Genomic DNA, 21,194 nt, shown 5'->3' with positions numbered 1-21,194 from the left:
CCACTACGACTTGGCGGCTGGCTAATTCAGTTTGTAATCCGGCAACTTTTCGATAGCCGCAATCTTCGTTTGGATCGTAACGTCGCCGTATTCGTCGCCAGCAGTGCGCGCGGCGTGGCCTTGAATGGCGTCCAGAATACGATCTTGGATGCCTAGTTCACGCCCAACGGTCTTGAACCGGTGCCGCCAGCCATGCGACGGCTGCACACCGTCCGGCACTAGGTTTTCTAACCTAAGCCAATCACCAACGCGATTTGCCAACTTCTTTGAGTGCGTCCGGTATTGCTTTGGGTCTTTGGCGTTGTGGAAAATCGGACCGCTCTTGACTGCCTCAAGGTAATCGAGAAATCCAAGGCTGATGATCTGCGTATGCAAAGGAACGTCGCGCCACTGGCCAGTCTTGGTGCCACCCGCTTCGGGGGTAATCCGGACGATCCAGCTATCACCGTCCTGCCGGAAATCCTCGCGCCGAAGTTGCGTAATCTCGGCCACCCTTGCACCAGTGAAGGCACACAGCCAGGGAACCCACCTTTTGGCTGCGGTGACCTTCTGGCCCTCCATGACCTTGCCGTGGTGTGCCACCTTCGGTTCATACGCGCGAACCGCTTTGAGCAACGCGGTAGCCTCGGCCGTGGTATATCCGCGCTCGCGGTTCTGGACGGTGCGCTGTGGTGCCAACCGAATGCTGGCGGCAGGGTTGTCGGTCATCAGGTCTTTTTCCACGGCCCACCTAAACAGGCTGCGGATCGTTGGCAGATACACCTTGCTGATCGTCGATGGCTGTTTCTTCTTCAAGGTGTGTTCCAGCCAATCCGCCATGTTCTTCTTGGTGATCTTGGCCGCATCCTCGTGCCGCAGAAACTCGCGCAGGCTCTTGATTGCCAGTTCCTGCCTGCGACCACCGTCTTGCATATAGCCGAGCGTCTGACGGCTCTGGACGTAATCCGCCCATAGCTTGGACAAGCGCACCGGCTCAGTGGGTTCCGCTGGCGGCTGTGCGTTCGCAATCAATGGGTCCATTGGCCGGCCGGTGAAGTCGCCTTCGTCGCGCTCAGCTACTCGCGCCAGCGCTTCCAGTTCGGCGCTGCACAGGGCGCGCGCTATATCCCGCCACCTGTCCGATCCTTTCTTGGCGTCCAGGTTGCCAGCCGCACGGAAGCGTTCAATCTGATCCCCTACCAGCGATTGCAATTCATCATCGCTGGACCGGCCAGCGACGGCACCACGCAGACGCTCGATCAAGAGATCATCCAGACCAACCGATGGCCACCGTGGATCGTTACGCAGTTCATCATCGAAGGCGAGACGTTGGTTGTAGTGACTCAGGGCCAGCTGGTCTGGTGCCAAGGGATACCGGGCCGGTGCATGGGTGCCGTGCAGCTTGCGTTCTGCCAAGGCAATCTCATGTTGAAGCTGAGCCACTGCACCCGGCAGCAATTTGAGCGCCTGCCGGTAATCACCGCCCAAAGGTTTCCTGATCTCAGTCTTGAGACCGTTGATACCGCGCAGGTCTTTCGGCACCACAAGGCGCGCATGATAGCGCCCGGAACGGTTCACCAGATTTCTTACCTTACCAGCCATGTTCAAACCCGTTTTGTAACCAAATTTGTAACCGTCAAACAGGCAAACGCCCTGTATTGCAAGGGTTTTATTTGATTACAATGGGATAGATGATTGTAAGGTGAGAGGCTGGACAACGACCCAAGCGGGGCTCGTTACGGCTGCTTCCTTCCGGATCTGACCGGGTTGGCGAGGCGCTCGCCCGCGCCAACCTCTCAGGGGGTTACATAAGCCGCACCGCCCGGATTCGCAAGACTGTGCGTGGTGGGTCCGCCAAGCGGCAGGCGCAGCCGGGCGAAGCCCGCGGATGTATCGCCTAGATCGGTCGCTCCCAGGGCCGCAAGTTCATCCGCGTACCGGCGGATGCCCGGCCCGGTGTCGAAGACAGCCGTGGCGCCAGGCGGGGCCGCGAAACGCCAGATGGGCTGCGCGGTCATCTCCGGCGTGGTCGTGTCCTGCACGTACTGGGCAACGATATCGCGTATCGGCTGGCGGCTGCTGATGGCAAAGCTCTCTTTGGGCAGTTGCGGATAGGGGCCGCCGCCATGGGCGCGAAAACTGTTCGTGGCGAGCAGAAACACCTGTTCCTCGTCAATCGGCTGCCCGGCATGACAGAGGTCAGCAATGCGATGCGCGGCCGGGTCGATCACCCGGCCCTTGTCATCGAACCGCGCCGGTTGCGACAGGTCGATCAAATAGGTCAGCCCGTCGATCACATCGAAATTGTGGCCCGGCATCCGCGGATTGATCAGGGGTTGATCGTCCTCCACCGGGCCGATCCGGTTGAAGCAGGCCGCCGCGCGTTCCAGCCAGTCGCGCAACTGCGCGCCGGTCAAGCGAAGTCCGCACAGCGTGTTGGGAAAGGCGTAAAGGTCCGCGGCATTTCGCAACCGGAAGTCACCCGGCGGGATCTCGGTGAAGTATTTCGGCCCGCCGCGACCGCCAGTCTTGAATGGCGCGTTTGCCGACAGGATGGGCAACTCGGCATCCGGGGTCCCGTCGACCATGCGGGCCAGTGCCGCCGCCTGCGCACGGCTGACAAGCTGCGTGGCGGGATCGTTGCGCACCAGCGCCAGGTAGCTGTGCAGCGGAACCGTGGTCTTGCCGAGCGGTTTGCGGATCAGGTTCAGCGTATGCTGATGCGCGGGCCAGAGCAGCTCCTTGAGGGTCTCGTCCGGGGGCGCGGGATCAGCACCGCCGGGCGCGATAACGGGTCGTGCTTCGGACCGGTGCGCGGCAACCGTCCAGCCCGACGAACCCCGTTGCAAATAGAGATCGAGGACACCAAGATGCGACCCCCGGAACCCGGCCATGACTGCGGGAGTGCCGTTCAGCGTCCCGCGATTGGCATTGGCGCCGCCCATATCCGCGGTCCCGGGACCGGGAAAAACCTCATGGGTGTGACCGGCCAGAATGGCGTCGATGCCGGGCAATTCGCCCAGGGCCAGCGCCACGTTTTCCTTCATCGGGTAGAAGTCCTGCCCGTCGATCCCGCTATGGGCAAGGGCCACCACGATGTCCGCCCCCTCGGCCCGAATCCGCGGCACCCAGGCGCGGGCGGCCTCGATGATATCGCGAGCGGTCAGGCGCCCTTGCAGGTGAAAATGATCCCAGGTGGTAATCTGCGGCGGCAGGAGGGCAATGATGCCGATGCGCAGGTCATGAAGATCCCCGCGATCATCAACCATCTGCCGATCAAGAAGCAGGTAGGGCGGCAGCAACGTCTTGTCCGCGGTGACATCCTCCGCCTGCTCGGTTACCGCATTGGCACAGGTGACCGGGAAGTCCGCATCCGCAAGTGCATCGCGCAACCAGTCGAGGCCGAAATTGAACTCGTGATTGCCAATCCCGGCGGCATCGTAGCTCAGGTAGTTCATTGCCGTCACCGCCGGATGCGGTCCCTGCCACCCGCTATCAGGCTGCGCGGTGAGATCACTGAGCGGCGTGCCCTGGAGAAAATCTCCATTGTCCAACAACAGGCAATTCTCCGCCTCAGCACGGGCCGCCTTGATCAGTTTCGCAGTACGCGCGAGGCCAAATGACGTCTCGCAATTGTCGGCATAGTAATCGAACGGCAGCAGGTTGGAATGCACATCCGTCGTCTCCAGAAGCCGGACCTGAATACAGGGCTTGTCACTGGAAAGTTGATCCCTGTCTTCAGGCAACGGGGAAACTTCACTCAAATCTCTGCCTGTTCCCATGTAGAGTTTCGTATCATTCAACCGGTTGATCCCAAGTGCCGAACAGCGCGCACCCCTTTTTGACTACTATACCATTAGTACCACCGCGCAAGCGTTAATCTACCTTAAGTTGTTCATTCAAATATCTTATCAACCCGCCTATGCGGCGAACGGTCTTGCTCAGGCAGCATGAAAATGCCACCGATAGCGGCGAAGCAACCGGGAGCACAGGATGGAAAACGCGGAAACCGTCACTTTTGGCGGTAGCGGTCTTGATCGCGCGGCGGAACTGCGTGGTGATGCCGATGCCCTGGCGGCGGCCGTGTCGGCTGGTCGGGCTGTGACGATCCTGTTCTGGCGCGGCAAACCGCTCGTGGCCGACGGAGAGCTTGCCCCCCTGACGCGCGTGACGATGGATCACCCTGTCGTCACCACGTCCGAGCCGGCGCTGTTCCTTGGGCGCGAAGAAGACGGCACCCTTGTCTTCGCCCATGATCTGTCAGCCTGGACGCCCGAAGGCCTGAACGAAGCCGAACTGGCGCAGTTCCGGGACCCCTCCGAGCAGCGCCACCCCGACCTGCCCGACAGTTGTTTTGCCGAGCTTCGTCGGATCATGACCCGGTTAAGCCCGCGGGACGCGGAACTGGCGGCCACCGCAAAATCGGTTCTGGATTGGCATGTAAGCCACCGTTTCTGCGCCCGGTGCGGGGCGGAATCGACCAGGGTGCAAGCGGGATGGCAGCGCAGTTGCAATACCTGCGGCGGGCAGCATTTTCCCCGCACGGACCCGGTGGTCATCATGCTGATCACGCACGGAAATTCGGTTCTGATGGGACGCTCCCCAGGGTGGCCCGAGGGCATGTATTCGCTGCTCGCGGGCTTTATCGAACCCGGCGAGACCATCGAGGCCGCCGTGCGCCGCGAGGTTGTCGAAGAAGCGGGCATTCGGGTTGGCAAAGTCGGCTACCTGGCCAGCCAACCCTGGGCCTTCCCCTCGTCATTGATGATTGGCTGCGCAGGTGAGGCCCTGACGCGGGAGATCACGATTGATCCGGCGGAAATCGAAGACGCCCGCTGGTTCCCGCGCGAGGAAATCCTGATGGCCTTTGCAGGGGAACACCCTATACTTTTGCCCGCACGAAACGGCGCAATAGCACACTTTTTACTGCGCAACTGGCTTGCGGATACACTCTATTGACGCAACACTGACCGTGAGCAGAAGACAACGAAGGCCTGGCCATGAAGTTCAGCGCAAAGGAAGATATCGAAGCCCCGATCCAGTTCGTGTTTGACCAGGTAACCAATTTCCAGGCCTTTGAACGGTCAGCCTTGCGCCGTGGGGCCGAGGTGCAGCGTGTGGACAATCTTGCCAGCCCCGGGATCGGCATGGCCTGGGACGTGACCTTCAAGCTGCGGGGCAAAATGCGCGAACTCAAGATGGAGCTGACCGATCTCGATGCGCCCAACGGCCTGGTTCTGACGTCGCGTTCATCAAAAATGGGCGGCCATATGGTTGTTGACCTGGTGGCCCTGTCGCGGGGCCGGACGCGGATGAGCGCGGAAATCGAGCTGAAACCGATCAACCTCTCCTCCCGCCTGCTGGTCCAGTCGTTGAAACTGGCACGCAGCAATCTGACCGACAGGTACAAGCTGCGGGTGGCGGAATTCGCCCGCGATCTCGAAGACCGCTACCCGCGCAGCGCCTGAAACCGCGGCGGTCTTTTTCCGAATTCGCCGCGACGGGGTCGCGAACAGGCTTGATCGCCTCTTCGGCGCTGCTAGCGTGAGGGCAGCATACCAACTGACCGCCCGAGGCCGATCATGACACTCAACGCCTTCACCGCGCCGGGCCGCTTTCACCGCGGCAATCTGCATACGCATTCCAACCTCTCCGATGGCGCGCTGGAACCGGCCGAGGTTTGCCGGCGCTACAAGGCCGAAGGGTACGATTTCATCAGCCTCACCGACCATTTCGTCGGCCTCTTCAACTATCCTATCGCAGATACCAAGGCCTTCCGCGATGACGGTTTCACGACGATCCCGGGGGCCGAATTGCATTCCGGGGCGATGGAGAACGGTGAAATCTGGCATATCCTGGCCGTCGGCCTGCCAGAGGATTTTGCCCAGGCCAACGCACCGGATTTCGCGCCGGTCGAGTCGCAGGAAACCGGCCCCGAAATTGCCCAGCGGGCCCGCGATGCCGGTGCTTTCGTGGCCATCGCGCATCCACACTGGTCGGCGATGACACAAGCGGATGCGCGGTCGATCACCGCCGCCCATGCGGTCGAGGTCTACAACCACGGATGCGGTGTCGATTGCGACCGCGCCGAGGGGTTTCACACCGCTGACCTGCTGCTGAACGAGGGGCGCGACCTGAGCATGATCGCCACGGATGACGCGCATTTTTCAAGCAATGATGCCTTTGGTGGCTGGGTCATGGTCAAGGCCGAGACCAACACGCCCGAGGCGCTTCTTGCGGCCCTGAAGGCCGGGCATTTCTATGCCAGCCAGGGTCCGGAATTACGCGACATCGAACTTGTCGGTGAAACCCTGACGGTCACCTCATCGGCGGTCGAGACGGTGATCGTTTCGGGCGAAGGGTCGCGAACAAAGAGGGTGCACGGGGCCTCGATGACGCAGACGCGGCTTTATCTCAACCCGGTCAAGCACAGCCGCTGGATCAGGGTTACGGTGATCGACCGCGCCGGCAGACGGGCCTGGTCCAATCCGATCTGGCGGCGTTAAGGCCCGTCGCCGTTCCCCCAGCGGTATCCGCCCCCTCTTGGCGCTCGCGCCACCGGCGATGGCCAGGACAGACGGCCCGATATGAACGCGCAGAGGTCTAGACCTCGACATGCGTCGCCCAGGCCAATTGCGCCCCGGTTTCCACCGCGCAGGGGCGCACCGCCCGCAGGCGCGCCAGCGCGGCATCAGGGTCTTCACCCGCCTCGACCATCAGCCGCAGGACAGCCATGCCGGAACGCCCGCAACCACCGTTGCAATGGATCAGGACCCGGCCACCGCCGTGCACCGCATCCAGGGCCGGTTTGGCGGCGCTGTGCCAATTCTCCTCAACTTCGGGGGTTGGCGCGCCGAAATCCTCGATCGGCAGGTGAAACCATCGGATTGCCATGTTGCGCAGATCATGGCCCAGATCACCGGCGCCGCGTGCGACCATTTCCGCCTGGGTGGTCATGGAGATGACGATTGCGGGCTGCCAGTCCCTGAGGTGTTGCAGGTCCGCGGCGTAGTCACCGCTGCGTCCCGGCAAAGGCGAAAGCGCAACAATGCCATCATGTAGGGGGAGTGCGTAGATGACAAACCCCGACATCGTGCGCTCAGAGCCGGTCAGTGCCAAACGTATCGCATTGGCCCGGGTCGCCTGACTGGTAGCCGGTGGCAAACCAGCGGGACCGCTGCTCGGACGTGCCATGGGTGAACGTATGTGGTTGTGGCACCCGGCCTGCGCGTTTCTGCAGGTAATCGTCACCGATCTTGCGCGCGGCGTTCAACGCCTCTTCGAGATCACCGGGCTCCAGCATCCCCTCGACCGAGCGTGCCCAGACCCCGCTCAGGCAATCCGCCTGAAGTTCCAGCCGCACGGTCAGCGCGTTGGCCTCGGCCCGGCCAACCGCCTGCCGCCGCTTGTTGACTTCGGGCAGGATGCCCAATTCGTTCTGTACGTGGTGGGCCACCTCATGGGCAATCACGTAGGCCGCGGCAAAATCACCCTTGGCGCCCATCTCACGCGCCAGCGTCGCGAAAAACTCGGTGTCCAGATACGCCTTGCGGTCAGCCGGACAGTAGAACGGCCCAGTTGCGCCCGAGGCATTGCCGCAAGGGCTGCTCGTGACACCGGCATAGAGGACCATCACCGGCGGGCGGTATTCTTTGCCGATCTGTTGCGGGAAGATCCGGCCCCAGACGTCTTCGGTCGTGGCCAGAACGCGGGACGAGAATTCGCCCGCCTGCTTCTCTTCGGCCGTCAGTTCCCGGGTCTCGCCCGGCTGCGACAAGCCCCCCTGCCCTTGGAGAAACGGCGTCACATCAACACCTGCAAAATACCCGACCGCCAAAACGACCAACAAGCCGACACCACCAATCCCGGCACCGGCACGTCCGCCGCGCTTGCGGCGATCCTCGATGTTCCGGCTGCCGCGCACACCCCTTAACCGCATCAGATCTCTCCCCCTTCGGTTTCAGACACCAACATACACCTTTTGCGAATTTATTGCCTAGGGGGAGAAACCCGCCCTCGCCCTCAGCGCGGCAACCCGCTAACGTGACGCCATGGCGGACAGCGAAAACGACGGCAAGAAGACGCAGCATGAAAGCTCCGGAAGCAAGGCGGAAATGCGCACCGCCTGGGCCGAGGATCGGACGATCATGGCCAATGAACGAACCTTCAGCAGTTGGATGGGTTTCGGACTGGGAGCGGTGGGCGTGGCCATCGGGCTCAAGGCGGTTTTCGGCGATTTTGACCCCACCTGGGCGGCAAAACTCGTGGCGACAATGTTTCTGGCGATCGCCATCGTGATCTACTGGGCGGCAAGACGGCAGGCCTGCAAGACCCTGCGACGGCTGTCGGATAACGACGCGGAGGCGATGCCGACAAAGAGCTTCACTCTCCTTGCAACGCTTCTTTCCCTGGCGACCGCTGCCACCGGCGCCGTGCTTTGGGCGCTGTAAACTCCCAAGTTGTGCGCCGCAGCTAGGAGTGGCCCGTACCCCGGATCGCCCACCAGCCAACGGCTGACCTGTTGCGTCCGCTTGCCCTGTTGATCGCTACAATTCACGCTGGCCGTAAGGAGCCCAGATCGCTTGGGGACCGCCCGGCCTAACCCGCCGAGGCACTGATGCCCGGTGACCCCGACCGGCTCCCGGGAATTTGTGATGGGATGACCGCTTCGGCATCATCGTTTTTCGGTGAGGTTGCAGAACGCTGGCTGGCGATTTCTTCGACCATCTGCATGGAGATCTTTTTCTCAAAAACCAGACCCGCAAAATTGCTGTTGGTCCAGACAACCCGCGAAGTGATGTTGATGCTGGCCAACTCAAGGGTCACCTCGGCATCGCTTATGTCGGGTTCGGGAACCTGTACCATCACGCCACCGCGGCTGATGTTCATGATCTGGGTGGCGTATTTGTTTCCGGCAAAGCCCAGCCAAGCAGGGACACGGCAAATCATGCGCTGATCCCGATGTCCATATTTCATCAGCTTCATGATCGCGAAAATCACGGCGAGCAGGGCTGCGAGAGCTGCAAGCAAGGTCAGCGGATCTATGGTCAAGCCATCAACACTGGTGAGCGGCACATCGTCCTTTTGGAACGGAAGGTTACATCCGAACTTGCCCGCGATTACGATCACCGTACTGCGGTTTTGGGCGGTGATCGTCGTCACACCCGGTATCTGACGACCAGTGGTACTGAGCCCATTGGTGTGCCAATCCTCGCGGACAGCATCCAGGTAGGTTTGCATCGCGCGCCGCTCGAAATTTGAAAAGACCGCAACCCTGCGGCGGTCATTCAGCTTCCGGGCGGAATCGGCAAGGTTTTTGCGAAATTCACCAAGATCACCGCGGCCTTCGCGCACCTTGCGCAACTCCCCCGGCAGACCGGCCAGCGTTTCAACAAAAACGCATGTGCGCAACATGTCGGCTCGCGCTGGATCAGCCGCGCCAAGCACAGCGAAGAAAATCCAAATAGAAAAAATGTAACGCACCGCGTATCCTTAAGCCGAAACCTGCCGCAGACTGCCCGAAAAACCTTAAAAAAGCGGTACTGCGAACCTTAAGCCCCATATCCGCGTGACTGCTGGACCTCGGCACGACCAACCCATAGGCTGGCCTGAGCGAATCCAAGACGACAGGCAGCCCGCGCGTGACTGAAAATACCGCTTATCAAGTCCTGGCACGGAAGTACCGGCCCGAAACCTTTGCCGACCTGGTGGGCCAGGATGCCATGGTGCGCACGCTGAAAAATGCGTTCGAGGCGGACCGGATCGCGCAGGCCTTCATCATGACCGGCATTCGCGGGACCGGTAAGACCACCACCGCGCGGATCATCGCGAAGGGCATGAACTGCATCGGCCCCGACGGCACTAGCGGCCCCACGACCGAGCCCTGCGGGCAGTGCGAGCATTGCACCGCCATCATGGAAGGCCGCCATGTGGACGTGATGGAGATGGACGCGGCCAGCCGTACCGGCGTTGGCGACATCCGCGAAATCATCGAGTCGGTGCATTACCGGGCGGCGTCGGCGCGCTACAAGATCTACATAATCGACGAGGTGCACATGCTCAGCACCTCGGCCTTCAACGCGCTGTTGAAAACGCTGGAGGAGCCGCCGGAGCACGTGAAGTTCATCTTTGCCACCACCGAAATCCGCAAGGTGCCGGTCACGGTCCTTTCGCGGTGTCAGCGGTTCGATTTGCGGCGAATCGAGCCGGAGGTGATGATTGCTCTTCTACAGAAGATATCCAGTGCCGAAGGGGCCGAAATCAGTGACGATGCGCTGGCGCTCATCACCCGCGCGGCCGAAGGCTCTGCCCGGGATGCGACATCACTTCTGGATCAGGCGATTTCCCACGGCGCGGGAGAGACAAGCGCAGACCAGGTGCGCGCGATGCTGGGGCTGGCGGACCGGGGCCGGGTGCTGGATCTCTTCGATCTCATCATGAAGGGCGACGCCGCGGGTGCGTTGACCGAACTTTCCAGCCAGTATGCCGAAGGGGCCGACCCGATGGCCGTGCTGCGCGATCTGGCCGAGGTGACGCATTGGATTTCCGTCGTCAAGATCACGCCCGAAGCGGCCGAAGACCCGACGATCAGCCCCGACGAGCGCACCCGTGGCCAGGCCATGGCCGCGGCCCTGCCGATGCGGGTGATGACACGGATGTGGCAGATGCTGCTGAAGGCGCTGGAAGAGGTCGCCGCCGCGCCAAATGCGATGATGGCCGCGGAGATGGCGGTGATCCGGCTGACCCATGTTGCCGATCTGCCGAGTCCCGAGGAGCTGGTCCGGAAGTTGCGCGACACACCTCCGCCACCATCGCCAGGACCAGACCGAGGGATGCCTTCGCCGAGCGAAGGCGCGCCTGCGGCGGGCGGGGGGGCCTCGGCTGTCGCCTCGGCCCGGACACCTACAGGGGCCGGTGCTGGGCCGCAAGCGGCGCTGGCGACTGACCTGGACGCCGCGTTGGCGCGATTTCCGACATTCGAGCACGTGGTGGAGCTGATCCGGGCCAATCGCGACGTGAAGCTCCTGGTCGAAGTCGAAGGATGTGTGCGTCTGGCGGCCTACCAACCTGGTCGGATTGAATTTGTACCGACGGACAATGCGCCTGCCGAACTCGCCCACCGCCTGGGTGCGGCGTTGCAGCGTTGGACGGGCAACCGATGGGCCGTCACATTGGTGAATGATGGCGGGGCCGAAACAATCACCGAGAAGCGGGATGCGGCAGATCTGGCGCTCAAAACCCAGGCCGAAGAACACCCTTTGGTGCAAGCGGTTCTCAAGGCATTCCCCAAAGCCCGGATCACGCAAATCCGCACCCCGGAGGACCAGGAAGCCGAAGCCCAGGCCGAGGCACTGCCCGAAGTGGACGACGAGTGGGATCCGTTTGAAGAAGATTAGACTGTGTTGCGCGTGACCGGACAGGAGGTGGCCTCTTACTTCTGATGGCATTCCAAATAAGCCTGATTGGTATACGACGTTGCGGCGGCGACGTTTTTTGAGAGGAACCCGGTGAATGCTTTGGCTTGAAGCGCTAAGTTACGTCGTTACGATATTGGGCTTTCCAGCCGCTGTTTTTGTGATTTGGCGCGAAGAGCGTTTGCGCCGCAAAAACGAAATGAGCGAGCTGCACCGTAATCTTTCAGAAGAGTATGACAACTTCTTGCGGCTGGTGATGGACAACTCCGACCTCCTTTTGCTGAGCCAGTCGAGCTTGCCGGAGCCTGTTTCCGATGAGCAGAGAGAACGCACCGAAGTGATTTTCAGAATGTTGGTCTCGTTATTCGAAAAGGCTTTCATTATCTTGTATTCAGACGACATGAGCGGCGATGCCAAGAGGCGTTGGTCATCGTGGGAGGACGACATGATCGAATGGTGCCAGCGCCAGGACTTCAGACAATCATTGCCCGGCTTGCTGGAAGGAGAGGATGAGAAGTTTACGCAATACCTTCTGAATTTGTCCGACAAACACATCAGATGAGTTTTGTGGCCATTTGGGCCGAGACAAAACACTTGTGTATCAGCTTCGTCCGCCGACCGTTCTGGTACCAGTTCCAGACGGTTGGGCAAGAAAGAGATTGCCGCCATCTGCCACACCAAGGCACAGACCTTGTCCCCGACCGCCTGCCCCCGTATCTAGACGTCAACAACCCTTAACCGAGGAAGAGATCATGTTCAAAGGACTGGGCCAGATGGGCGATATGGCCAAGATGATGAAGGCCGCGCAGGAAATGCAGAAGAAGATGGCAAGCCTGCAGGAAGAGATGCACACCATCATGGTCACCGGCGAAAGCGGCGCGGGGCTGGTCAAGGCCACCTGTACCGCGAAGGGAGAGCTAAAGGGCCTCGATATTGATCCGTCGATCTTCAACGCGGATGACAAGGAAGTGGTCGAGGACCTGATCCTGGCCGCGATCAAGGACGCGCAGGCCAAGGCCAATGACCGCGCCAAGGAAGAGATGGGCAAGATCACCGAAGGCATGGGCCTGCCCAAGGACATGGACCTGCCGTTCTGATCGCAGAATGAACAGCACTCGCGATATCGACGCGCTCATCCAGATGATGGCGAAGCTTCCGGGCTTGGGGCCGCGATCTGCTCGGCGGGCGGTGCTGCACCTGATCCGCAAGCGTGAACTGCAACTTACCCCGCTGGCCGATCTGATGCAGACCGTCGCGGCCACGGCGCGTGAATGCCTCAATTGCGGCAATGTGGGCACAACGGATATCTGCGACATCTGCGAGGCCGAGAAACGCGCCAATGGGATGCTCTGCGTGGTCGAGGATGTGGCCGACCTCTGGGCCATGGAACGCGCGGGTGTGTTCAAGGGGCGCTATCACGTGCTGGGCGGTACCCTGAGCGCGCTCGACCAGGTGGGACCGGAACAACTGCGTATCCCGAAACTGATCGACCGGGTGGAAGGCGAAGGCATCACCGAAGTGATCCTGGCCGTCAACGCCACGGTCGATGGCCTGACCACGGCGCATTACATCGCCGATCAGCTTGAGGGGCGCGTGACGCTGACCTCGCTGGCGCAGGGCGTACCGATCGGCGGTGAGCTCGATTACCTCGACGACGGGACGATCAGTGCCGCCCTCTCGGCGCGAAAGGCGCTGTAATCTCGACGACAGTCGCCTAAAGTAATGTGATCGCAGGTGGTGAGGGTCACGGGATGCGTCATACCGGAACGATTTCTGCGCTGTTGTGGGGACTGCTCCTTGCCCTGACCGGCCAGGCGGCAGGGGAACGCACGCTTCGACCGGTACATGACGGCGTCGAGCGGCTGATCTGGATGGTCGATGGCCGCACGGACAAGGATAAACCGGCACCGCTGGTCCTGGCGCTGCACGGGTATCGAAATGCAGAGCGCGCCCTCAAGCAGAGAGAAACCCCGGAACGTCTCGGCTGGAAACGGCTTGAAGACCTGGCGCGGCAGGACGGGTTCATCGTACTGTTCCCCCATGCTTACCTTGGTCAGTGGAACCTTTTCGACGGGCTGGAAAACACCACCGGGCCAGATGGGCAAACCATTGACGATCAGTCCTTTTTGCTCGATCTCGTGGCGGAACTCGTTGCCGATGGCATGGCCGATCCGGCGCGGCTCCACATCACGGGTATCTCGGATGGGGCGATCATGACGTACCGCCTGATCTGCCTGCAGGACACACCCTTTGCCGCCGCGGCGCCGCTGATTGGCACGCCAAGTCAAGCCTACCTGACGGATTGCGCTCCCACGCCGCCGCCAGCCCTGCTGCATCTGCACGGCACACATGACAAGGTGTTGCCTTATGAGGGGTGGATTTTCCCCAACGGACGCGAAGTTTCGGTGCCGGAGGTGATGGATCATTGGCGCAGATTGCACGGTTGCACCGGACAGACGGGCAGGCTGCTCGACGATATCGACCCGGATGATGGCAGCACGGTTGGCGTGATGGTCTGGACCGGTTGCAACGGCCAGGATCCGGTCATCCGCTACAAGGTTATCGATGGCGGTCACAGCGTGCCTGCCTTAGACGCGAGACAGCGTGAAGATCCGGATCGCCGCATCAACCGCGATATCGACACGCTTGGTGTTGTCTGGCAGTTCTTCTCTCGCCGGTCGCGCGTCTCTCCCCAGTGACATGATCGGGGTTGCGGAGATGCCGATCTGACAAAGCATATCCGGACAAGGAGCTTGCCATCGGCTCCCATCGCGCAGGCTAAACCCCCGGAAACGGTGAAAAATAGCTTGTGGTTTCCGCCATCCCGCCTAGTCTGTTCGCGGGGGCGGACAAGAGATATCACATGCGAACACGGCTTACTTTCTGGCTGCTCGCGGTATTTATCGCATGGACTGGCGCCGCCCAGGCGCAGGCCAGCCTGAGCCGTGCGATCGACCAATGGCTGCAGGGAGAGGATGAGCAAAGCCTCAATACGCTTGCCGAACTGGCCCGCAACGGTGTCTCTGATGCCCGCCTCTTGCTTGGGCGGATCGAAACGAAAGATCTCGGGCCGTCCCCTTACCGGATGTCTTTGTCCAAGATGGAAACCCGCGCGCTTTTTCGGGATGTGTCAGGTCACGGCCTGTTTGGCCGGACCTGGATGTCGGTTGAGGCGGCATTGGACAATGAGCTGGCGCGGATTTTTCTGCGCGCGGCGCAACCGGTCCCGCGGCTTGGGTTGATCGAGCGGCTGAACCGTCTCGGCGAACATGAAGCCACCGATCATCCGGTTCGGATCGTCGCCCTCTACGGCAATAGCGAAATGCTTGCGGAGCTCTACGCGGCCGATTTCCTGATGCCTGATCTGATCCCCTATCTCGACTACCTTTCGGGACCTCCTGAACCCCGTGCGGACGGTCTGTCGGCACTGCGTTACATCACCTCCAGTACCAGCAAAGAAGTTTCTTCCGAAGATCCCGAAACCATGGGCATCGCCGGCCTCCTGTCCCTGGGTTTCGGGTATGGAGATCACAGCGCCGAAAACCGGTGGCGGCCCGCGGTGGAAGACTGGCTGCTTTCGACGCCCTCGACGCAGCCGATTGCGGATCTCTGCAACGCGGAATGCGGTGATGATGCGGGAGGCTGCGCCGCGGCGTTCCTGGCGCTTTCCGGCGGCTACTACGAGGTGATCCGCGTCGACAGCCCGCTGGAAAAACTAATCCCGCAGGAGGTCTTCCTGGCCAGCCCCCGGGCGCGCCTGATGACCCTGCGCCGCGCAGCACTCGCGCGGTCGGAAACCAACATGACGTGGCTGGCAGATCGCGACGGGATCGCAGAGTTCTCAGAATGCGCCGCCGACCTTATCGTCAGCGAACGGCAGAAATACCTGCACGATTGACACCATTTGCAAACCGCCACCCACACATAAAAAAACCCGGTCAGGCTGACCGGGTTTTTCATCTGTCGTACAACAGAAATCAGGGCTGTTCGTCTTCGTCGTCGCCCGCATTTTCCGGCAGGTTGAAGAAGCTGTCGGCATCGTATTCCTTCTCCGCCTCTTCCTCATCATCATCCGATCCGCCGCTGAGGCTGAAGGTCTCCAGACCCTCGATCGCCGTCGGAATGCGCGGCTCGGCTTCCTGCTCGAGGCTCTGTTCGGTGCTCAGGAGCTTGCGGCGCTCGTCATCGCTCATCGCCTCGCCTTCCTTGGCCTTCTTGGCCGCGGCCTTCTGTACGGCAGCGTCCAACTCGGACTGCTTGCAGAGACCCAACGCAACCGGGTCGATCGGCTGGATGTTGGCGATATTCCAATGGGTCCGCTCACGGATCGCCTGAATGGTCGGTTTGGTCGTGCCAACGAGGCGCGAAATCTGACTATCGGCCAGTTCCGGGTGGAACTTGACCAGCCACAGGATCGACGCCGGACGATCCTGCCGTTTTGAAAGCGGCGTGTAGCGCGGGCCGCGGCGTTTCTCTTCGCCCTGTGCGGCGGCGTTGAACTTGAGCTTCAGCTTGTGCAGCGGGTTCTTCTCGGCCGCGTCGATCTCATCCTGGGTCAACTGGTTGTTGGCAATCGGGTCGAACCCCTTCACGCCGGCGGCCACATCCCCATCGGCAATGCCCTGCACCTCAAGCTCGTGCATCTCGACGAAATCCGCGATCTGCTTGAAGCTGATCGTCGTGTTGTCCACCAGCCAGACGGCAGTGGCTTTGGCCATAAGCGGTTTTGCCATATCTCGGGTCTCCTTCAGACATATCTTTCCCGTCGCCTGGAAGGGCGGTCCCGGGGGCCGGGACGGGTTTCCGTTGTCGGGGAACTTGGGAGCTATATAGTGGCGGTCGTGAAGAAAAGAAAGACAGAAATATGCGCGCGCTTTTGATCCTGCTGTTATCTGCCGCTGCGGCCTGGGCCGAGGGCGACCGCGCCGGCGAGTTCGACTATTACGTGCTGTCGCTGAGCTGGTCACCGACCTGGTGCGCGATCGAAGGGGATGCACGGGGCTCGCCGCAATGCGACACGTCCCACGATCACGGCTGGATCCTGCACGGGCTCTGGCCGCAATACACCCGGGGGTATCCGTCGCACTGCCAATCCGCCGAGCGCCCGCCATCGCGCGCCATGACGGCAGAAATGGCCGATATCATGGGCACCTCGGGCCTCGCCTGGTACCAGTGGAAGAAACACGGCACCTGCACGGGCCTTTCTGCCCCCGCCTACTATGCCCTGTCCCGCGAGGCCTACGGCGCCGTGAACCGCCCCGACGTCTTCCGCAAGCTCACCAAACCGGTCACCCTGCCCGCAAGCGTGGTCGAAGAGGCGTTCCTCAAGGCCAACCCGGGATGGGAGCGCGACATGCTGACGATCACCTGCCGCGAGGGCCGGATCCAGGAAGCGCGGCTGTGCCTGTCCAAAGACCTCTCACCGGTCCCCTGCGGCCGCGACGTAGTACGCGATTGCCGGATGAAGGACGCGCTTTTCGACCCAATCCGCTAGAACGGTACTTCCGCGCGAAACACCATACCGCGCCCGCTCTCCGGGTGTGAGATTCGCAATTCCTGCGAATGCAACATCAGGCGCGGATACTCCGCCGCCGCCCCTTCCGCATAAAGCGGATCGCCCAGGATAACATGACCCAGCGCCAGCATATGCACCCGCAACTGATGGCTTCGTCCGGTCCGAGGGTTCAAGCGGACGCGGCTCTCACCATCGCCCGTGCGCAGCACCCGCCAATCGGTCACGGCGGGCTTGCCGGTCTCGTGACAGACCATCTGCCGGGGCCGGTTCGGCCAATCCACGATCAGCGGCAGATCGACCGTCCCGGTCTTGCCCGCCATCTCGCCCCAGACACGCGCGACATAGGTCTTCTTCACCCGCCGCTTCTCGAACTGCATGCTCAGATTGCGCTGCGCATGGGGCGTCAGACCAAAAACCATCACACCTGACGTATCGCGGTCCAACCGATGCACCAAAAGCGCCGTCGGAAAGACAGCCTGCACCCGGCTCAAAAGGCAATCCGACAGGTGTTCACCCCGCCCCGGCACCGACAACAACCCGGCGGGCTTGTCCACGACAACAATCTCATGATCCTCGTGCAAGACGGCAAGCGGGACATCTGGCGGCGCATAATCTGACATGGCCTGCCAGTTACACCAACATCCGGGGCGCCGCCATCCCCGAGGAGGCAGCCGGAGGCGAACGACGAGATATCAAGCGCGGGCCGCCAGGCCCGCACATTCTGGTAGCCTCAGGCTTTGGCGCGCTCCCCCTTGGGGTCATACATCGGTCGCAAGCTGGCCTCCGCCTTTACCCGTGTCCCGGCCACGTCGATCTCGTAGCTCGACGCCAACACCTGCTCGGCGCTCTCACCCTTGCAGGGCACATAGCCCATACCCATGGCCCCGCCGAGGTGATGACCATAATTGCCGGAACTGAGATAGCCGATGATCTCGCCATCGCGCAAAAGCGGCTCGTTGTGATAAAGAAGCGGCTCAGGATCGGTCAGTTTGAACTGCATCATGCGCGCAGACAGCCCCTCTTCCTTCTTGCGCAGGACCGCATCGCGGCCAATGAAATCGGACTTCGCGGTCTTCACCGCGAAACCAAGGCCCGCCTCCAGCACATGATCCTCGCAGGTGATATCGTGGCCGAAATGCCGGAAACCCTTCTCGATACGGCAACTGTCCATCATGTGCATCCCGCAGAGCTTCATCCCATGCGCCTGCCCCGCCTCGTGCAACACCTCGAACGCATGGCCCGCCATGTCGGCACTCACATAGATCTCCCAGCCAAGCTCGCCCACATAGGTCACGCGGTGAACCCGCGCCATGCCAAAGCCAAGCTCGATCTCCTGCGCCGTCCCAAACGGGTTCACCTCGTTCGAGAAATCAGCGGGCGACACCGCCTGCAGCACCTCGCGTGCCTTCGGCCCCATCACCGCCAACACGCCTTCGCCCGCGGTCACGTCGGTGATGACCACGTTGAAATCACCCTTGTTGCGCATCATCCAGGTCTGATCGGCCTGCCGTGTCGCCGCCGGGGTGACGACCAGATAGGCGGTCTCCGACAGTCGCGTGACCGTCACATCCGCCTCGATCCCGCCGCGATTGTTCAGGAACTGCGTATAGACGATCTTGCCCACAGGCACCGAATAATCCCCGCCACCCACGTAGTTCAGGAAGGCCTCGGCATCCGGCCCCTCGACCCGCAGCTTGCCGAAGGAGGACATGTCATACATGCCCACGCCTTCGCGAATGGCCTTATGCTCGGCAGCGGCGTTCCCAAACCAGTTCTGCCGCTTCCAGCTATACTGATACTCCCGCTCCTGCCCCTCATTGGCAAACCAGTTGGCGCGTTCCCAACCGGCGATTTCCCCCATGACCGCACCGTTTTCCAGCAGGTGGTGATGGAACGGCGTGCGCCGCACCCCGCGCGCGGTGCGCTTTTGCAGATACGGGAAGTGGTCGGCATAAAGCAGGCCCAGCGTTTCCTTGGACCGCTCGAAGAGGTAATGCTTGTTGCCTTGGAAAGGCTGCATCCGGGAGATATCCACATCGCCCAGGTCAAATGGCTTCTCGCCACTATCCATCCACTGGCTCAGCGCATGACCTGCCCCACCCGCCGACTGAATGCCGATCGAGTTGAAGCCCGCCGCAACCCAGACATTGTCCATCTCGGGCGCGATGCCCAGGTGATAGGCGTCATCCGGCGTGAACGATTCCGGCCCGTTGAAGAATGTATGAATCCCCGCCTCCGCCAGAAGCGGCATCCGGTTACACGCGGCCTCGAGGATCGGCTCAAAATGGTCGAAATCCTCGGGCAACTGGTCAAATTCGAAATTGTCGGGGATACCGTCCATCCCCCAGGGCTTGGAATTCGGCTCGAACGCGCCCAGCAGGATTTTCCCGGCGTCTTCCTTGTAATACGCGCATTCATCCGGCACCCGCAGCACCGGCAATTGACCCAAGCCGCTGATGCCTTCGGTCACGATATAGAAATGCTCGCAGGCATGGAGCGGCACGTTCACCCCCGCCATCCGGCCCACTTCATGACCCCACATGCCCGCACAGTTCACGATCATCTCGCAGGCGATATGGCCTTGCCCCTGCCCATCATCGCTGGCCCAGTCCACACCGGTCACGCGGCGGCCCTCGCGGGCGATCCCGGTCACCTTGACCCGCTCCTTGACCAGCGCGCCGTTCTGCCGCGCGCCTTTCGCGAGGGCAAGCGCGATGTTCGCCGGATCGGCCTGCCCGTCCGTCGGCAGCCAGACACCGCCAGTCACGCCATCGAGGTTGATGTGCTCGTATTTCTCAAGGATTTCCTTGGGCGACAACTCCTCGACCGGTACGCCAAAGGCACGCGCCATGGCCGCCTGACGGAAAAGCTCTTCGCGGCGCTCATCGGTCAGGGCGACAGAGACCGATCCGCCCTGCCGCAGGCCCGTGGCTACGCCGGTTTCCTCTTCGAGACCCAGGTACAGCTCGGCCGAGTAGCGCGCCAGTTTCGTCATGTTCTGCGACGCCCGAAGCTGCCCGATCAGACCAGCCGCATGCCAGGTTGTCCCGCAGGTCAGTTGCTTGCGCTCCAGCAGCACAACATCCTTCCACCCCAGTTTGGCCAGGTGATAGGCCACCGAACAGCCGACGACGCCGCCGCCGATAATCACCACACGTGCCTGCGAGGGAAGTTCCATGTCTTTATCTCCTGTCAATGCCGGCTCAATCACACATTGCGACAGCCGCAAACGCTATTTCGTCTCAATAACACTAGCATGGCGCCACTTTCCGAAACCGCGCGATGCGTCAGGCAGTCCGGAATTTTCAGCAGCCTAGGGAGAATTCGCGCTGCCGCGCCGCCGGGCCTTGCGCGCCGCTTGAGGCGTGAGGCCGAAAAGCGCGCGATAATGCGGCGTAAATCCGCTCGGGAAACCACAGGCGAGGGCAATCTCGTTGATCGGCATCGACGTGTTGAGCAGGAGGTTATTGGCCTTGTTGAGCCGCAGCGCCCGATAATATTCCGCCGGTCTGCTGGCCAGCTTGTCGCGAAACCGCCGCTCCAGCGACCGGGACGATACCCCGACCAGCCGCACCAGTTCGGAGATGGGCAAAGGCTCTTCGATGTTGGCCTGCATCAGCGCGATACACTCATCAAGTTCCTTGTCCCCGGTCAGCGCCACGGAGCTTCCGCCAAAGGGCTGCAAGGTCCCGAGATCGCGTATCCGGTCGTGCAAGAGGACATCCGCCACCGCCGTCACCGTCGCGGCGGGGATGTGCCGCGCCATGATCGTCAACACCACATCCACGGTCGAGCCCATCCCGGCGCTCGTGATGATCTGCCCATGTTCGGTGGCCAGAACCTGGGTTGTGTCCTCAAGCCCGATCTCCTCGCGCAGGACGGCGCGGTTTTCCCAGTGGGTCGTCATGCCCTGATCGCCACGTTCGCCGATATACCGGCTTGCGGCCTCGGCCAGCAGGATCACCTTGGCGCCGCGACTGACATAGGTGTCAATCACGCGGCCCATCGACAGATCCGGATGCGCGGGATCGGAATTGCCGAGCGCAAAGACATAATCGGCCTCGGGATAGGCCTCGAAGGGCACGGTGTGCACCACCGCATCGGACGGACAGGCCACCGCGCCGCCCCGTGCCGACAGGCTCCGCCAGGTGAAAAACGGCTTGAGCGCGATCCGGTTGGCCAGGCGCAGCTGATCCACCACACCCGCATATTCGGTCAGCACGAAACCCTCTGTCAGCAACAGATCGACATGCACCGTGCGAATGTCGGGATCGCTCATGACACCC

The 21,194-nt window shown here is 61.6% G+C and carries 20 protein-coding genes and 1 other RNA gene; 11 read left to right on the top strand and 10 right to left on the bottom strand.

Annotated elements, in window-relative coordinates:
* Nucleotides 1-21: 21 nt before the first annotated feature.
* The 3 genes from RBB29_RS00875 to RBB29_RS00865 form a co-directional block, all read right to left on the bottom strand.
* Complete coding sequence (locus tag RBB29_RS00875) at nt 22-1,581, bottom strand: DUF6538 domain-containing protein (RefSeq protein WP_306113264.1); 1,560 nt, start codon at nt 1,579-1,581, stop codon at nt 22-24.
* 98 nt (nt 1,582-1,679) lie between these two features.
* Nucleotides 1,680-1,778: signal recognition particle sRNA small type (gene ffs, locus RBB29_RS00870), an RNA gene on the bottom strand.
* Nucleotides 1,776-3,743 (bottom strand): bifunctional 2',3'-cyclic-nucleotide 2'-phosphodiesterase/3'-nucleotidase, encoded by a 1,968-nt coding sequence (locus tag RBB29_RS00865; RefSeq protein WP_306113263.1) that lies wholly within the window; start codon nt 3,741-3,743, stop codon nt 1,776-1,778. The genes ffs and RBB29_RS00865 overlap by 3 nt, the downstream gene beginning before the upstream one ends.
* Before the next feature lie 229 nt (nt 3,744-3,972).
* Between RBB29_RS00865 and nudC the strand changes: the two genes are divergently transcribed.
* From nudC to RBB29_RS00850, 3 genes are all read left to right on the top strand, one after another.
* The gene (gene nudC, locus RBB29_RS00860) at nt 3,973-4,938 is read left to right on the top strand and encodes an NAD(+) diphosphatase (RefSeq protein ID WP_306113262.1); all 966 of its coding nucleotides are present in this window, start codon (nt 3,973-3,975) and stop codon (nt 4,936-4,938) included.
* A gap of 41 nt (nt 4,939-4,979) precedes the next feature.
* Complete coding sequence (locus tag RBB29_RS00855) at nt 4,980-5,447, top strand: SRPBCC family protein (protein WP_306113261.1); 468 nt, start codon at nt 4,980-4,982, stop codon at nt 5,445-5,447.
* 114 nt (nt 5,448-5,561) lie between these two features.
* Nucleotides 5,562-6,485 (top strand): CehA/McbA family metallohydrolase, encoded by a 924-nt coding sequence (locus RBB29_RS00850; protein ID WP_306113260.1) that lies wholly within the window; start codon nt 5,562-5,564, stop codon nt 6,483-6,485.
* Between the two features lie 97 nt (nt 6,486-6,582).
* Here the strand turns inward: RBB29_RS00850 and RBB29_RS00845 are convergent, their stop codons facing one another.
* Both RBB29_RS00845 and RBB29_RS00840 read right to left on the bottom strand, forming a co-directional pair.
* Entirely contained in the window at nt 6,583-7,071 is a 489-nt protein-coding gene (locus RBB29_RS00845) for a protein phosphatase (protein ID WP_306113259.1), read from the bottom strand.
* Nucleotides 7,072-7,078: 7 nt separating this feature from the next.
* Entirely contained in the window at nt 7,079-7,918 is an 840-nt protein-coding gene (locus RBB29_RS00840; RefSeq protein ID WP_306113258.1) for a neutral zinc metallopeptidase, read from the bottom strand.
* 112 nt (nt 7,919-8,030) lie between these two features.
* Between RBB29_RS00840 and RBB29_RS00835 the strand changes: the two genes are divergently transcribed.
* On the top strand, nt 8,031-8,429 hold the full coding sequence (locus tag RBB29_RS00835; protein WP_306113257.1) for a DUF202 domain-containing protein: 399 nt from the start codon (nt 8,031-8,033) through the stop codon (nt 8,427-8,429).
* Nucleotides 8,430-8,577: 148 nt separating this feature from the next.
* Here the strand turns inward: RBB29_RS00835 and RBB29_RS00830 are convergent, their stop codons facing one another.
* Nucleotides 8,578-9,141: a PilZ domain-containing protein gene (locus RBB29_RS00830; protein ID WP_306113256.1), complete on the bottom strand. Its 564-nt coding sequence runs from the start codon at nt 9,139-9,141 to the stop codon at nt 8,578-8,580.
* A 479-nt stretch (nt 9,142-9,620) separates the two neighbouring features.
* Here RBB29_RS00830 and RBB29_RS00825 point away from each other — a divergent pair, with 479 nt between their 5' ends.
* The 6 genes from RBB29_RS00825 (at nt 9,621) to RBB29_RS00800 (ending at nt 15,291) form a co-directional block, all read left to right on the top strand.
* A complete protein-coding gene (locus RBB29_RS00825) occupies nt 9,621-11,375 on the top strand; it encodes a DNA polymerase III subunit gamma/tau (RefSeq protein WP_371931388.1) in 1,755 nt (584 codons plus the stop codon).
* Nucleotides 11,376-11,490: 115 nt separating this feature from the next.
* Entirely contained in the window at nt 11,491-11,955 is a 465-nt protein-coding gene (locus RBB29_RS00820) for a hypothetical protein (RefSeq protein WP_306113255.1), read from the top strand.
* A 190-nt stretch (nt 11,956-12,145) separates the two neighbouring features.
* Nucleotides 12,146-12,490: a YbaB/EbfC family nucleoid-associated protein gene (locus RBB29_RS00815; RefSeq protein WP_306113254.1), complete on the top strand. Its 345-nt coding sequence runs from the start codon at nt 12,146-12,148 to the stop codon at nt 12,488-12,490.
* Between the two features lie 7 nt (nt 12,491-12,497).
* Complete coding sequence (gene recR / locus RBB29_RS00810) at nt 12,498-13,091, top strand: recombination mediator RecR (RefSeq protein ID WP_306113253.1); 594 nt, start codon at nt 12,498-12,500, stop codon at nt 13,089-13,091.
* 53 nt (nt 13,092-13,144) lie between these two features.
* Nucleotides 13,145-14,092 carry a PHB depolymerase family esterase gene (locus RBB29_RS00805; RefSeq protein ID WP_306113252.1) on the top strand — a complete coding sequence of 316 codons (948 nt, stop codon included), beginning with the start codon at nt 13,145-13,147 and terminating at the stop codon, nt 14,090-14,092.
* Between the two features lie 164 nt (nt 14,093-14,256).
* Nucleotides 14,257-15,291, top strand: coding sequence for a hypothetical protein (locus RBB29_RS00800; RefSeq protein WP_306113251.1), 1,035 nt, complete (start codon nt 14,257-14,259; stop codon nt 15,289-15,291).
* Nucleotides 15,292-15,370: 79 nt separating this feature from the next.
* Here RBB29_RS00800 and RBB29_RS00795 read toward each other — a convergent pair whose 3' ends face one another.
* On the bottom strand, nt 15,371-16,126 hold the full coding sequence (locus tag RBB29_RS00795) for a DUF1013 domain-containing protein (protein ID WP_306113250.1): 756 nt from the start codon (nt 16,124-16,126) through the stop codon (nt 15,371-15,373).
* A gap of 131 nt (nt 16,127-16,257) precedes the next feature.
* On the opposite strand from RBB29_RS00795, the gene RBB29_RS00790 reads away from it, so the two are divergent.
* Nucleotides 16,258-16,887, top strand: coding sequence for a ribonuclease T2 (locus RBB29_RS00790; RefSeq protein WP_306113249.1), 630 nt, complete (start codon nt 16,258-16,260; stop codon nt 16,885-16,887).
* Here the strand turns inward: RBB29_RS00790 and RBB29_RS00785 are convergent.
* From RBB29_RS00785 to RBB29_RS00775, 3 genes are all read right to left on the bottom strand, one after another.
* Nucleotides 16,884-17,528 (bottom strand): RluA family pseudouridine synthase, encoded by a 645-nt coding sequence (locus RBB29_RS00785; RefSeq protein ID WP_306113248.1) that lies wholly within the window; start codon nt 17,526-17,528, stop codon nt 16,884-16,886. The two genes, RBB29_RS00790 and RBB29_RS00785, sit on opposite strands and share 4 nt — an antisense overlap.
* Before the next feature lie 110 nt (nt 17,529-17,638).
* Nucleotides 17,639-20,086 carry an FAD-dependent oxidoreductase gene (locus RBB29_RS00780; protein WP_306113247.1) on the bottom strand — a complete coding sequence of 816 codons (2,448 nt, stop codon included), beginning with the start codon at nt 20,084-20,086 and terminating at the stop codon, nt 17,639-17,641.
* A 135-nt stretch (nt 20,087-20,221) separates the two neighbouring features.
* Nucleotides 20,222-21,187, bottom strand: a complete 966-nt coding sequence (locus RBB29_RS00775; RefSeq protein ID WP_306113246.1) for a GlxA family transcriptional regulator — start codon at nt 21,185-21,187, stop codon at nt 20,222-20,224.
* Nucleotides 21,188-21,194: the final 7 nt, after the last annotated feature.

It is taken from the genome of Roseovarius sp. MMSF_3359 (genome assembly GCF_030733385.1).
Taxonomy (GTDB): domain Bacteria; phylum Pseudomonadota; class Alphaproteobacteria; order Rhodobacterales; family Rhodobacteraceae; genus Roseovarius.
The sequence above is the reverse complement of the archived record's forward strand: the minus strand, read 5'-3'. Positions and strand labels throughout refer to the sequence as shown.

Bases quoted from the DNA above. Each gene is read 5' to 3' on its own strand.
- RBB29_RS00875 (WP_306113264.1), bottom strand. From the start codon at position 1,581: ATGGCTGGTAAGGTAAGAAATCTGGTGAACCGTTCCGGGCGCTATCAT.
- nudC (WP_306113262.1), top strand. From the start codon at position 3,973: ATGGAAAACGCGGAAACCGTCACTTTTGGCGGTAGCGGTCTTGATCGC.
- RBB29_RS00855 (WP_306113261.1), top strand. From the start codon at position 4,980: ATGAAGTTCAGCGCAAAGGAAGATATCGAAGCCCCGATCCAGTTCGTG.
- RBB29_RS00850 (WP_306113260.1), top strand. From the start codon at position 5,562: ATGACACTCAACGCCTTCACCGCGCCGGGCCGCTTTCACCGCGGCAAT.
- RBB29_RS00845 (WP_306113259.1), bottom strand. From the start codon at position 7,071: ATGTCGGGGTTTGTCATCTACGCACTCCCCCTACATGATGGCATTGTT.
- RBB29_RS00840 (WP_306113258.1), bottom strand. From the start codon at position 7,918: ATGCGGTTAAGGGGTGTGCGCGGCAGCCGGAACATCGAGGATCGCCGC.
- RBB29_RS00835 (WP_306113257.1), top strand. From the start codon at position 8,031: ATGGCGGACAGCGAAAACGACGGCAAGAAGACGCAGCATGAAAGCTCC.
- RBB29_RS00820 (WP_306113255.1), top strand. From the start codon at position 11,491: ATGCTTTGGCTTGAAGCGCTAAGTTACGTCGTTACGATATTGGGCTTT.
- RBB29_RS00815 (WP_306113254.1), top strand. From the start codon at position 12,146: ATGTTCAAAGGACTGGGCCAGATGGGCGATATGGCCAAGATGATGAAG.
- recR (WP_306113253.1), top strand. From the start codon at position 12,498: ATGAACAGCACTCGCGATATCGACGCGCTCATCCAGATGATGGCGAAG.
- RBB29_RS00805 (WP_306113252.1), top strand. From the start codon at position 13,145: ATGCGTCATACCGGAACGATTTCTGCGCTGTTGTGGGGACTGCTCCTT.
- RBB29_RS00800 (WP_306113251.1), top strand. From the start codon at position 14,257: ATGCGAACACGGCTTACTTTCTGGCTGCTCGCGGTATTTATCGCATGG.
- RBB29_RS00795 (WP_306113250.1), bottom strand. From the start codon at position 16,126: ATGGCAAAACCGCTTATGGCCAAAGCCACTGCCGTCTGGCTGGTGGAC.
- RBB29_RS00790 (WP_306113249.1), top strand. From the start codon at position 16,258: ATGCGCGCGCTTTTGATCCTGCTGTTATCTGCCGCTGCGGCCTGGGCC.
- RBB29_RS00785 (WP_306113248.1), bottom strand. From the start codon at position 17,528: ATGTCAGATTATGCGCCGCCAGATGTCCCGCTTGCCGTCTTGCACGAG.
- RBB29_RS00780 (WP_306113247.1), bottom strand. From the start codon at position 20,086: ATGGAACTTCCCTCGCAGGCACGTGTGGTGATTATCGGCGGCGGCGTC.
- RBB29_RS00775 (WP_306113246.1), bottom strand. From the start codon at position 21,187: ATGAGCGATCCCGACATTCGCACGGTGCATGTCGATCTGTTGCTGACA.